Here is a 13,742-nt window from a genome sequence, read left to right on the forward strand (position 1 = left end):
TGTCAAGCTTTTTTTACAATTTTTTCAAATTGTTTTTACTCGACCTTTACAAAAGCCAAGCTGTCTCTGTAAGACAACTATTATAGTTTATCATCTTACTAACTTAATGTCAACTGCTTTTTATTTTTTTAATTGATTTATTCTTTTTTAAAAAAATAACAGCTGCATTTGTTACAGCTGTTTAATATTACTATTTTTATCTATCTTTGTCAAGTATTTTTTATTAAATATTTTGACGAATTTCTTTACACCGCTTTTACAGTATAGTCTAGCTTTTTAAATCTTTCCATGTCTTCTTCTATGCTTGCTCCCTTTGTTGTTAGGAGGACTCCAGATATTGCTGCATTTGCTCCTGACTTAAAGGCTGATAAGCCAAATCCTTCCATTAAAGATCTTCCTCCAGCCAGTCTTATTAGTGCTTTTGGAAGTATAAATCTAAAGCTTGCACAAGTTCTATTTACTTCTTCCATGGAAAGGGGATCGTTGTTTTCTAGGGGCGTGTTCTTTATTGGGTTTAAGAGGTTTACTGGAACTGAATGTACATCAAGTTCTCTTAGTTGTAGTGCCATGTCAATCCTATCTGTAAAGTCTTCTCCTAGTCCTATTAATCCGCCTGAGCAAATTTCCATTCCTGCTTTTTGAGCTGCCTTTATTGTGTCAATCTTTTGGTCATAAGTATGGGTAGTGCATATTTCTGGGAAGAAGTTTCTTGATGTTTCTAGGTTGTTGTGGATTCTTGTTATGCCTGCATCCTTTAATTTTTCAAAGGATTCTTCGGAGATTATTCCTCCTGATATACAAACTTTCATTTCTGGTGCTTTTTCATGAATTTTTCTAGTTATGCTGCAGATTTTGTCAATGTCTTTTGCTGTAAGGCCCTTGCCACTAGCTACCATTGAGTATCTAGGTATGCCTCTTTCGTATTTATCTAGCGCGTCCTTTACTATTGTCTCTTCATCTAAGAGGTCATATTCTTTTATATGTGTGTTGTAGTGGGCTGATTGTGCACAAAATTTGCAGTTCTCGGAACACTTTCCACTTTTTGCATTTATAATAGTACAAACATCAAAGTCATTGCCACAGAAATATTCTCTAAGTTCATCTGCAGCTTTAGTCAAGGTGTCGTAATCGCTCTTGTATAATTCTATGGCTTCCTCTCTTGTTACAGAGTAACCATTTTTTACTTTTTCTTTCAATTCAATAATATCCATGTCTTCAACTCCTGAAATAATTATATATTTCCCATGGTTTATTGTCAATCAAAAGAATATTTTAGTTAACATAGTATTCAAAGACGCCAAATTTTATTTTTTGATTTAATTTTCTAAACTTTCTCTCGTATTCCGTAACTATATTGTCTGGATAATCATCTAATTTCATGTCAAATTCTTCTACTAGCGTTGAAAAGCCGCAGTCACTAAAGTAGATCAAACTTTCCTCAAAAAGTTCTAAGTCATCAGTCTTAAAGTATATTTGTGATTTTGGCTTTAAAATGACCTTATACTTTTCTAAAAACCTTGGGAAAGTAAGCCTTCTCTTCTTATGCTTTAACTTTGGCCAAGGATTGCAAAAGTTGATGTAAATTCTACTTAACTCATTTTTGTCGAAATAATCCAAAATATTTTCCGCATTAATTGGCATTGCCCTCACATTTGTAAGCTCTTCATCTAGGATTTTTCTAGTGGCATAAATTAGTGCATTAGTTTCAATGTCTACCATAATATAATTAATATCTTTATTTCTCTTTGCTGATTCTATAGTAAAAGTGCCCTTGCCTGCGCCAATTTCAAGATAAATTGGATTGTAGTTGCCAAAAATATCCTTCCATCTTCCCTTATTTTCTTCACCATTAAAAAATACATAAGGATTTTCGCGCATTTCTGGAATTGCAAAATGTTTTTTTCTAAGCCTCATATTACTCTCCTTTTTTTGCTTTAAGCATTATAACACAAGTTGAGTAAGAGTCAACAATTCTTGTGATTTTTATTTAAAATTTATTTCAAAAAAATAAAAGCCCTTTAGCTTTTACCTTTAGCTTATTTCATTTACCTTATTTATTGAAGAAATTACCCCTATCAAGGCTAGTCCTTCCCGTTTTATAATCAATCTTAACGCCTTCTTCAATATTTCTCACAAAAACTCTGAAGTTTATCTTTTTGCCACCATCCTCAATGCTGTATGCCTCCATAATTACACCTCTTGCCACTAGCTCGTCATCAAGAAAAATTGGCGTCACCCTGTATCTCACCTTTTTGCCAGTGTCCCTAATATAGGTTGCCACAGAATTTTCAAAGGGCAGCATACCTTTGGCATTAAAAGACCTGGTGCCCGTCATTAGATTTTTCCAGTTATCATTTTCGCCAGTAAGCTGATAGGCAATGAGGTGACACCTGTTGTAGACAGCTTCGCCCTCCACAAAATCATAAAACCTTTGATGCCAACCAGTGGGATAAACCTTTGAAATGTCGCCTCTTGGCTTCTTTGGCAGGGAGTCAGGGCCAATAAGAGCATTGGCAGGACCAACCCTGTTAAGATGGTCTAAATCAGAAAAGTAGGAAAAGTCGGGCCCCATTTTCAAATCATCAGAAGAAAACTGTGGTGGATTTTTATCTATTTTATAGTAGGGACTTTTCTCAGTGACCTCATAATTATTTCCAAAAATATTTTCAATTTTATTTAAAAAGCTATTATTGTACTTATTTTTGCCATGGCTCAAAGGATCTTGACTTAATAAAAATCCAAGGCCAATGACAAAAACAAGAGCAAGCACTTTTAAACTTCTATTTCTCTTCAATAATTCCACAACCTTTTAACAGCTATAAATTTAACACTATTTACTATTATATAGGATTTACAATAAAAAAACCTCCCTACTTTTTTTAAGTAAGGAGGTCATATTCTAAATAATATTAAAATTCGCAAATTATTATTTTTCCAAGGCCTTCTATGTTAATCTTTTCTTTTTCAAGGTATAATGCTGAAAATTTTTCAAATTCTTTTCCGTCTACTTTTAAGTCAGCGTCGTAATTAAAAATCACTGCGCGAGATTTTGCAAAATATTCAAAGTTATTTATGTTAAGGGCATACATCTTTGCGTCAAGTCCCTTTTTGTAAATCAAATTGAAGTCTCTCACATCGCCAGAGGATTTTGTCTCGTCATCGCCATTAAAAAATAAAACTTCATATGGAGCTAAGACAAATTTTTCTCCTGCTGTTTCTATATTCATGACATTATTTATTGGGGCGATGTATCTGTTAAAGCCCTTGTAAGGTGTGTAGTTTGAAATTTTTTCATTGCAAGTTGCAGTAGAAATTCTAAAATCGAAGTTTTTCTCGCCAACAATTGCGCCTTCTGGATAAATAAAGACTTCTGTTGTTACTCCTGCAGACCATTTTGAATCTTTAAAGTCATCTTTTTTTATAAATTTCATTTAATCACCTAATAAATCCTTTAATTTTCCAGTGACTTTGTAGTCAATTTTTTTAAGTTCTTCTATGTTTTTGACACCTGAAAGCATCATTAGCATTTTAGTCTTTTCGATTAGTCCCTCAATGTATTTTAATGTGTATTCATAACCGCCGCGCACAATATAAGATAAGATTTCGCCGCTAATTGCTGTCATTGATGCTCCTGCTGCTATGCTCTTAACTATGTCCATAGAATTTTTTACGCCACCAGCAGAAATTATATAGAGATCCTTTAACTTTAGTCTATCTGCTTCAATCAAGGATAGGGCAGTAGGTATTCCCCAAGAAAATAAATCTGATATATCTGAGTTTGGGTCTCTAAGATTTTCTATTTCAAAAAAGTTTGTGCCGCCGTATCCTGATATGTCAACATATCTAACGCCAATGTCGTATAGTTTTTTTACAGTCTTTGGTGACATGCCAAAGCCAACTTCTTTTACTATAACTGGCACTTCAGATTTTTTTACTATTTCTTCTACATTTTTAAGTATGCCACAGAAGTTTCTCTCGCCTTCAACTTGCACAAGTTCTTGGGCAGGATTTAGGTGGATTTGAATTGCATCGGCAGACAAAAGCTCTACAGCTTTTTTTGCATCTTCAGCTGTAGAAAATCCATTTAAGTTTGAAATTACAATGCCATCTTTAATTATTTCCCTTACAATTTCAAAGGATTTTCTTGAATCTTCATCTTCAAGGGCAATTGCCTGTGAGCCAACAGCCATGGGCAAATCAAATTCCTTTGCCACATTGGCAAGATTTCTATTTATTTCCTCTGAAAGATTGCTGCCACCAGTCATGGCATTAATCATAAGTGGGAAGTTTACTTTTTTATTTAAAAAATTTACGCTTGTATCAATTTCGTCGTAATCTATTTCTGGAATAGAGTCATTATACAAAAAGATATCAGAAAAAAGTGTATCGCCAACATAAGTTGTGCGAAGAAAATTTTCTATATGCTCTGTCTTTCTATATTTCCTCATTGCATCCTCCTTTAACAAGTAAATAATATCATTTTATAAATTTTTTTACAATAAGGCTTCCTTAAAAATACTTGCTCCAATTTTATCGCCGTCATGCCTGATGAAGCCATCCTTTATGTCGATAAATTCGCCCTCTGTAAGCTTTACTTTTTTCTCTATAAAATAAGCTCTGTCTTCATCACTAACAAAAATTGGAAGGGACTCATCCTTATTGTAATAATTTTCATAGACATCATGGCTTGCCCTAAAATCATTGGCAATGACTTCGTCTATAAATTCGTAGTTTGTGTGTTTTAAAATTGCATCAAAGTGGTCTTTTAGGGAATAATTTTTGGTCTCCCCCTTTTGGGTCATGGCATTGGCAATGTAGATGACATGTGCCCTAGTATCTCTTAGGGCTTCATTTATTCCTGCTATTAAAAAATTTGGAATAATAGAAGTGTAAAGAGAACCTGGACCAATTATAACTATGTCGGCATCTAAGATTGCCCTTAGGGCATCATCATTTGCCCTTGGATAATGAGGAATCATGCTCATTTTTTCTATTTTCGTATTTAATCTATAACACATTTTTGGAATGTAGGACTCGCCAACCACCTTGTCCTTAGAGGCAAATTCTGCAACGAGATGGGTTTCATCTAAGGTTACTGGTATGATTTTTCCTGTTACATTAAAGACGCTACTCATTTCTATTAGAGCCCTGTCAAAAGACCCAAAAATATCTGTTAAGGCAGCGATTAAAATATTTCCCACGTTTTGATTTTTTAAGGTCCCTGAATTAAATCTGTAGTTTAAAAGTTCCTTTAAGGTTTCATCAGTGTTGGATAGGGCAATTAAACATCTCCTGGCATCACCTGGTGGGAGAATATTTAATTCCTTCCTGAGGATGCCGCTGCCTCCACCGTCATCGGACATGGAGACCACAGCAGAAATGTCCTTTGTGTAATTTTTTAGCCCACGCAAAATAGTGGAGATTCCCGTACCTCCACCAAGGACTGCTATCTTTTTTTCCATAAATTTTTCTCCATATCCCTGTGAGTGACATAAGTTGACTTGTATTCTTCCTTTAGAATCCTGCCAATCTCTTCGGCAATAGTCACTGACCTGTGAAAACCACCAGTGCAACCAATGCCAATAGTCAAAACTCTCTTTTGCTCTGCCATATAATTAGGAATCAAAAATTCAAGCAAATCAATGGTCTTGTCAATAAAAGTCTTTGTCACATCCCACTTCATCACATAATTTTTGACTTCTTCAGTCTTTCCATTTAAATCTTTTAGCTCCTTAATATAAAAAGGATTTGGCAAAAATCTAACATCAAAGACAAGGTCGGCATCCATTAAAATTCCGCTCTTGTAACCAAAACTTGTAACTTCAATGGCAAAATTGTCCTTCTCATCGTAGGAGACAAAGGCCATAAGTTGTGTCCTCAAATTTTTTGTAGAAAGTCCACTTGTGTCAATGACAAAATCAGCATTGTCCTTTACCTTTGAAAGAGTCTCTTCCTCAAACTTGTAGCCCTCAACTATGGAGGAATTCATTGGGTGAGGGCGTCTTAGCTCCTTGTACCTTGCCACAATAGTTTCCATGTCGGCGTAGAGAAATAAAAGTCTCGTCTTTACATTCATTCCCTTTAAATCTTCATAGCTAGAGAAAAAGGAATTGAAAAACTCGCCACTTCTTAAGTCTACAACCACAGCAACCTTGTCAAAATTTTTGCTCTTGGCATCAAGTGCCATCTCGCAAAACTTTGGAAGAAGAGCAGGCGCAAGATTGTCCATGGCATAATAGCCCAAGTCTTCAAAAACATCTAGGGCATAGGACTTGCCTGAGCCACTCATTCCAGTAATAATTATAAGTTCCATAAAATCACCAAATTAATCTCCAATAATTTTAACTTCTCTCTCTAAATTTACGCCAAACTTGTCATGGACAACCTTTTGCACAATCTCAATAGTTTCAAGGACGTCACTTGCAGTGGCCTTATTTTTATTTACAACAAAGCCGCAGTGTTTCTCGCTAATGCCTGCCCCCTTGTGAGTAAAGCCCCTAAGACCTGAGTCATCAATTAATTTGCCAGCAAAATATCCAGTGGGTCTCTTAAAGGTAGAGCCAGCAGAAGGCATATCGAGAGGTTGCTTTTCAGCTCGTCTCCTGTCAAATTCTTCATACTTTTCTCTTATTTCATCCTTATTTCCAGGATTTAAAGAAAAAGTCGCGCCAAGGACAATTAAATCTCTCTCTTGCACAAGAGAATGTCTGTAAGAAAAATTCATATCTTGGCAGGGCACTTCTATCACTTCATAATTTTCGTCTAAAAGTCTCACGCTCTTAATGACATTTTTCATCTCTCCATCATAGGCACCAGCATTCATTACAACGCCGCCGCCAAGAGAACCTGGTATGCCGTGGGTAAACTCAAGTCCAGTAAGAGAATTTTCCATGGCAAACTCGCTGACTTTCTTTAGGCTAGCACCTGCTCCTGCATAAATTTCTGTGTCAGAAACTTTTTTCACTTCATTTAATTTATTTTTAAGCTTAATAATAATTCCATCAAAGCCCTTGTCTCTCACAATAATATTTGTGCAATTGCCAAGGATATAAAAATTGTAATTATTTTTCTTAATTTCTTTTAAAATTTCAATGAGAGACTCCTCGTCCTTAGGTTTTATGAGAAGATTAGCCGGTCCACCTACGCAAAAAGAAGTGTGGTTTGTCATAAGCTCGTCATAAAAAAAATCTCCAAAATTTTCATTTATATTAAATTTCATATAACACCTCGAAATATTATTACTATAATTATATCATTAAAGGCGATAAATATTAACTTCTCTATTATTTAAAAAAATATAATAAAAAACTCCATTCTCTTAGTAAAAGAATAGAGTTTAATGTAGTTTTAAATTTAATTTTCCTTAAAATCCACTTGTCTTAAAAACTTTTCATTGCTTTCTAAAAGTTTTTTGTAATAGTCATCATAGGCTGGGCTCATTTTTCTAATTAGTGGTAAGGCAACTTCATAATAATTACTTTTTATCATATAATTTTTTATCTTGTCCCTAATTGTTTTTACTGGGCTATTTTTATACTCCTCGCTTTCTAAAAATTTTTCATAGGTTTTTACATTGTTTTCATTTTCCCTTAGCCAGTCTTCTATGTTGTAAGCTGCCCTTATTTTTTCATTATTTATTTTTTCCAAGTCTTCATTTTTAAAATCACTAGTCAAATTTTCGATATAACTCTTTTCCTCTTCTGTAAAATCAATTTCGGGAAGGCTGTCCAAAAAATTTACATACTCGTTAAAGGCTTCTTCTTCATCCTCTTTTAATTTTTCTTTTAAAAAGGGTTTGTAGGTCATAAAAAAAGCTTGACCAAAATATCCTGGAAAAATTCTTGTAAGTTTCTCGTAAATGCTCTCTTCCTTTTCCAAAGTATTTAATTGGTCGGTGATTTCTATTAAATCATCGCCCCTAATTATTCTTTCCAGCAAATTCTTTTTGCTTTTTTCTAGTTCAATTTTATAGTCTCGGTCCCTTAAAATTTTTCCAATTTCCTTATTATTAGAATCTAAAATATTTTTTATTTCACTTACATTTAGTCCAAGCCTTCTATAAAGGGAAATTTTTATAAGTCTATTAAGGTCTTCTTCTGAATAATTTCTGTAATTATTTTCCTCAATGGCAGGCGAAATCAACTCCTTCTCTTCATAATATAAAATTGCCTTCCGCCTAAGTCCAGTAATTTTTTCCACTTCGCTTCTCTTCATAATCCACCTCCACCTATAGTCTAAGCCTGTCCCTTGGGTTCAAGTCAATATAAGTTTATAAAAAAAGATACCCCTAAGGGGCGTTTAGTTAGGGATTGTAAGAAAAAAATTTTTTGAGTGACATCTTCGAGCGGTGACAAAAGAAATATCGACCATACAAGAGTAGGAATAGTCCTGTGTGGTCGTTTTCTTATGCTCAAGGGCGAAATGTTATGTGAGATTATCAGCGATGTATAGTTATATAATTATCAATGAGCGAATTCAAATCATCAATACACTTTTTTAAATCATTTGATGTAGTTGATTTATCAATTAATCCTGCTGATGAATGAGACAACGGATTTGCATTTCTTAAATAATGTGCGCGCTTAATTATTTCTTCAGAACCATCTATCTCTTTATAAAATGTTTTAAACGCTGGCTCTTTGTAAAAACCTTTGTAATTTGTTTTTTTACAAGTTGGATCATAATTATAATAAAATGCTAAATCAGCTGTAAAACGGTCAAAGTAGTTTTTATAAAATGCATATTCCGCCAATGTATTATGTCTTTTTTTCTCCACCCAATACATGAAATATAGGAAGTATGCTTTCCAGTCTTTATCAATAATGTGTAGATAATCATTAATCCTCTTATTACGAAGTGTGGATAAAAAGCTATTTTTACAACAGTAATAGTAATAATTCTTAAGATTTGTACTATTCTCATTTAGAGCATCGAGCAAATCAATATGTCTAAACTCACTCTGAATTAAATAGGATATGGCAATTGATGTGTCATATGAATTCCAAAGTCCTTTTCGATTACGTTGAAACAACTGATTAAGCAAAGCTTTGATAGCAGATGGACTTTTGGTCTTCATTATCATTATAGATAAACGTTTTGGGTCTAAACTAATAAAAGAAACATCTGTGTTAATCAATTTACATATTGTGGATATTACTTTGCTGTCTTGAATTACTTCCTCGCATTCGTAAATATAATGGTTATAAACTTCTGTTGGCGTAAACTCAATATCATCACTGCTAAAGTGATGTTCAATCAATGAATTGTAGTGTTCAACATCGATATAATCTTCTTTAAGTGATGATAATAACGAATTCAAAAACTCTTGGAACTTCCCTTCAAATAATTCCTCAATATCATGCTGAATGCCATTGAAATATTCATCATATATTGACTTTTTCAGTTCATCATTGATTTCTATTGCAGGCTTTAAACAACACTTTTTTGTATTAAGAGACAATCCATATTCTTTTAAAATAGAAGAATACTCATTTCTAATCTGGTTATAAGCATCGTGCAACATAACAATGTCATGAGAAGAATTAATCAAGATATACATATCATCAACATATCGAATAATCTTAAAATCACTTATGCAGTTGATTTTTTCTTTAATAAATTGATATATACGATTATCTATCTCATCTGTATACACGATTGTCGCTAAATATGAAGATGCAGTGCTATTTTCTATTATTGGAAATTTTCCAGCTCCGCAATACAACAACAATTCTTTGATCATCTTCAATTGAGTAGGAGTGAAGCAAATGCCTTCTAAATTACTTCTTTTATCAATTTGATTAATAAGAATATCAAGGTTTATATTGGGAAAGAAGTTAGTAACATCGGTTTTAATAAAATACTGGCAGTCTGAAATGTTAGCATTTATCAGTTTGAAAAACTCATCATAATCCTGTTTATACTTCGCACGCATATAGTCATAGTTTCCTGCATAAAAAGCATCAATATTCACATTTCTTACCGGTTGATAATGATTAGATATTTCCTTGCCTATAGCTTGTAATACTAAATACAAAATCGGTGATAAGAGACTTGAATCTCTAAAGCTCCCGTCTCCCTTTTGAAGAAAGTTTTCGGATTGATGCATTGCTTCCGGAAACAATACAAATGCAGCTTTTCTTATGTATTTTTCAAAGAACTCTTCACTAGCAATGTATTCTTCCTCATCTACAGTGATTTTTGAAAAAGGAAACCACTGCAAATAGGACTTTTTACTACCTTCACTTAACTTAAAATACATTTGGCATGTCTGCTTCCATGTATCATGTGTAATTCCAAACATACCTTACCTCTCTGCTTATTTTTTTTTCTTCCCATAAGGAGCAGGTTCTTCTGCAACCTTTAAAGTAGTATCAACAGGAGCATACTGATAGAGATTTGCATTTCCACTCGTACCAGCTGTGCCCATATCAGAATTCTCTTCGAAGTTTTCAACCTGTTCCATAACCTTATTGAATACTACAGGACTGTATTGTGGCGGATAGCCATTTTTGACAAGACAAATCTTAATGTCAAGTTTTAATTGATTACGCACATTCTGATTGTTAAGCCAATCTGCAAAAGATGATTTTGTGTCGATAATTTCTTTAACCTTCTTAGCTAAAGTCTTGCACTTGTCATTAACAACCACACCATCTATTTCCTTGTCAGTTCCATACTCAAAGTTAAACTGGTCACGCAATGAAATCAGTATGTCATAGAATGCTTTTTCTTCAAAAGTTAAACCAATTTTTCGGAAACTTTCTCGATTTTCATTCATCTGATGTAAGATTGCAAGTGCCTGTTCCGTAGCAGCCTTAATAATGTCTTCAGATGCCTGTTCTTGAGTTGCTCCGGCTTCTTCAGCAGTAAGGTGCTTACGTCTTTCGTGATATTCTTCAATGGTCTTTTCAAGCATCTCTTGGAATGTCTTTGCGGCAATCTGATTTACTTTTGCGTATTCTTTAATCTGCTTACGAAGCATTTTGATAAGAAGTTCAAGCTTTGTTGCAGGCATTTTAACATCAGACAATTTCTCGAAATATTCAGGAGAGAAGATATCTTCTTCCTCGCCACTTTCAAGAACACTTTCAACTTGATTGTATTTAAGAGCCTCTTCAACCATTTTTGATACGGCACGATTCATTGTATCTGCATCAACATCACTTGTTCCACTCATTTTGCGAACGAATCCGGCAATAGCCATAAAGCACTGTGCAAGTGCTGATTCTTCTTCTCCAAGTTCACCAGAAGGCTGACAAATATCAAAAGCAGTTCGCATTCTTTTCACAGTTTGCAAGAAATATGTCTTGAATGATACCTTTCCCTTTTCACTGCTTAATTCCTGTGTTGATGCAAATACAAATTCAGCAGCCTTTGCAAGCAACATATAACGCTCTACAGGGTCACAATCAGGGTTGAGGAATGGCGCTAAATCATAATCAGTAAAGAGCGTTTTAAGAACTTCAAGTTCTTCTCTGAAAATCATAGTAGCTTGTTCTACATCATCTGAAGTTGGAGCAACAGATGTATTGCCACCATAAATTTTCATAGCTTCACGCATATTGTCACGAATACCAATGTAGTCGATAATCATCCCATGGTCTTTTCCCGGGAATTTTCTATTAACACGGCTAATTGTCTGAATAAGCAAATGTTTCTTAAGTGGCTTATCATTATACAGAAATGTAAGCGAAGGAACATCAAATCCTGTAATCCACATATCAACAACGATAACAATGCGGAAGTTAGATTTTTCCTGTTTGAACGATGCGTCAAGTTCTTCTGAACGCTTGTCATTCTTAACACCACCAAGATAGTTGTACATTTCCGGTTCATCGTTACTTCCAACACTTGAAACCATAGCTATAAATGGCATAGGCTTTAATTTTTTTAATTCCTCATCAGACACAACAACACCATCTGGAACTTTCTTTTCTTCAAACCATTCAGGATATTTATCCTTGAATTTAAGAAGAAGTGCATAGGCAATTGCTCTGCTTGAACATACAACCATAGCTTTCTGTGTTCTGTCAGGGTCCTGGTCACATGCAGAAACATAGTGGTCATGGATATCAACAGCAAGTCTTTCAAGTCTTGATGGTTCACCAAGGATAACCTCCATAGAACTCATTGCACGTTTGCTTGCCTCAATGTCATCATATGTTGCACCATCATCGGCACATTTTTTATAGTAATTTTCAATCTCTGCTGCCTTTTTTTTGTCAAGTAATACCTTGGCAATACGAGGGTGGTACTTGATAGGCACAGTAAGTCCATCGGCAACAGCCTGATCCATTGTGTAACGGTCAATTTCTTCACCGAAGGTCTGATAGGTTTCAGCTATAGGTGTTCCTGTAAAGCCTACAAATGTAGCCTGTGGAAATGCCTCTTTTAACACTTTCGCATAAGGCTTGGACACCATAGCTTTCATATTTTCGTCAGCATCTTTGCTAAACTGAATTTTCTTTGAATGTTCAAGTTGTGTTCTATGAGCCTCATCTGAAAAACATATAATATTCTTTCGGTCATTGATGAGACCGATTTTATCATCTTCACGGTCGCAGAACTTCTGAATGGTACAGATATAGAATCCGCCACTCTGTCTTGCTCCAAGTTCTTCTCTTAATTGTTTTCTATTCTTAACAACAGATACTTCGCCAAGGTTCAAGAACTCTTTGCTCTTTGTAAAAAGTTTTGCACCTTGCTTTTGCAACTCCTCACGGTCAACGATAAGAATAATTGTTGGTGAACCAATAGCAGGTATATCAGTACAGCGAAGTGCAAGCTGGCGAGCAAGGAAAGCCATTGTGTAAGTCTTTCCACATCCTGTCGCACCGAAATAAGTACCACCTTTACCAGTTCCATCAACGATGGAATTCACAATACTTTGTTTCAATAGCTTGGATGCAAAGAACTGTGGATATCGACATACGATTTCAACCTCTTCATGGTCATAAATAGTATCCTGAAAATAAATATAATCTCTGAACAATTCAAGGAAACGTGCAGGACTATAAACTCCCTTAATCATTGTTTCTGCTTCTGCAAATGGCATAGTGGATACTTCATCACCATCATTAACTTTACGCCAAGCATAGAAATGCTCATAAGGAGTGCGAACTGTTCCAAGCCTTGTCTTTACTCCGTCAGAAATGCAAGCAAGTGGACAGTAGTGAAGTAAGTGGGGAATATCTCTCCAATAACGGATATTAATCTGCTCCCACGCATTAAATACTGTTGCATTGGCATCGCCCGGATTTTTAAGTTCAATCACACATAGAGGCATACCGTTTACAAACAGTAGTACATCAGGTCTGCGGTTTTCCTTTTGTCCATTATTTGTGTATTCAACAGTAAACTGATTTACAACTCTGAAAATATTATTATCAGGTTTTTCAAAGTCAATTAAGTTTACCATTCTTGTAAGTCCGTTTTGTGGTGTGAACTGAACACCGTCAACCATCCAGCCATATACTTTGTGAAGTGTGGCAAAGTCGCTTTCAGCACCCACAAGACGTACATTATCAAAAATTTGCGTAACCTCATCTGTAGTCAGATCATTATTTGTCTTTGATATAAATGCCTTGAAATCATCAGCAATCAATACATCATTTTTTGTTACACGATTTATTTTGTTGCCTGCAAGGTAGTTCCAACCTTCTTTTTCAAGAAAGCCAATGAAGGCATATTCAAAATCAGACTCACAATAATGACCGTTATAGTCTTTTAGTTTAGCCACA

11 protein-coding genes are annotated in these 13,742 nt (G+C 34.7%); all 11 read right to left on the reverse strand.

Annotation, left to right across the window (positions count from 1 at the left end):
* Positions 1 to 245 precede the first annotated feature (245 nt).
* Positions 246 to 1,211, reverse strand: coding sequence for a biotin synthase BioB (gene bioB / locus Q0U74_RS04870; RefSeq protein WP_297392985.1), 966 nt, complete (start codon positions 1,209 to 1,211; stop codon positions 246 to 248).
* A 61-nt stretch (positions 1,212 to 1,272) separates the two neighbouring features.
* A complete protein-coding gene (trmB, locus tag Q0U74_RS04875; RefSeq protein ID WP_297392987.1) occupies positions 1,273 to 1,914 on the reverse strand; it encodes a tRNA (guanosine(46)-N7)-methyltransferase TrmB in 642 nt (213 codons plus the stop codon).
* Positions 1,915 to 2,050: 136 nt separating this feature from the next.
* The gene (locus Q0U74_RS04880) at positions 2,051 to 2,794 is read right to left on the reverse strand and encodes a DNA/RNA non-specific endonuclease (RefSeq protein ID WP_297392988.1); all 744 of its coding nucleotides are present in this window, start codon (positions 2,792 to 2,794) and stop codon (positions 2,051 to 2,053) included.
* Between the two features lie 115 nt (positions 2,795 to 2,909).
* Positions 2,910 to 3,431, reverse strand: a complete 522-nt coding sequence (locus tag Q0U74_RS04885; protein WP_297392989.1) for a HutD family protein — start codon at positions 3,429 to 3,431, stop codon at positions 2,910 to 2,912.
* Positions 3,432 to 4,448 (reverse strand): type 2 isopentenyl-diphosphate Delta-isomerase, encoded by a 1,017-nt coding sequence (gene fni, locus Q0U74_RS04890; protein WP_297392990.1) that lies wholly within the window; start codon positions 4,446 to 4,448, stop codon positions 3,432 to 3,434.
* A 45-nt stretch (positions 4,449 to 4,493) separates the two neighbouring features.
* Positions 4,494 to 5,462, reverse strand: a complete 969-nt coding sequence (gene yvcK, locus Q0U74_RS04895; protein ID WP_297392991.1) for a gluconeogenesis factor YvcK family protein — start codon at positions 5,460 to 5,462, stop codon at positions 4,494 to 4,496.
* Entirely contained in the window at positions 5,447 to 6,313 is an 867-nt protein-coding gene (gene rapZ / locus Q0U74_RS04900; RefSeq protein WP_297392993.1) for an RNase adapter RapZ, read from the reverse strand. Before rapZ ends, yvcK begins: the two co-directional genes overlap by 16 nt.
* A 12-nt stretch (positions 6,314 to 6,325) precedes the next feature.
* Positions 6,326 to 7,219: a UDP-N-acetylmuramate dehydrogenase gene (gene murB, locus Q0U74_RS04905; RefSeq protein ID WP_297392994.1), complete on the reverse strand. Its 894-nt coding sequence runs from the start codon at positions 7,217 to 7,219 to the stop codon at positions 6,326 to 6,328.
* 134 nt (positions 7,220 to 7,353) lie between these two features.
* Entirely contained in the window at positions 7,354 to 8,214 is an 861-nt protein-coding gene (locus Q0U74_RS04910) for a MerR family transcriptional regulator (protein WP_297392995.1), read from the reverse strand.
* Positions 8,215 to 8,437: 223 nt separating this feature from the next.
* Entirely contained in the window at positions 8,438 to 10,303 is a 1,866-nt protein-coding gene (locus tag Q0U74_RS04915; RefSeq protein WP_297392996.1) for an AbiA family abortive infection protein, read from the reverse strand.
* Between the two features lie 15 nt (positions 10,304 to 10,318).
* The gene (locus Q0U74_RS04920) at positions 10,319 to 13,741 is read right to left on the reverse strand and encodes a type I restriction endonuclease subunit R (RefSeq protein ID WP_297392997.1); all 3,423 of its coding nucleotides are present in this window, start codon (positions 13,739 to 13,741) and stop codon (positions 10,319 to 10,321) included.
* Position 13,742 lies beyond the last annotated feature (1 nt).

The organism is uncultured Peptoniphilus sp., assembly GCF_946998875.1.
Taxonomy (GTDB): domain Bacteria; phylum Bacillota; class Clostridia; order Tissierellales; family Peptoniphilaceae; genus Peptoniphilus_A.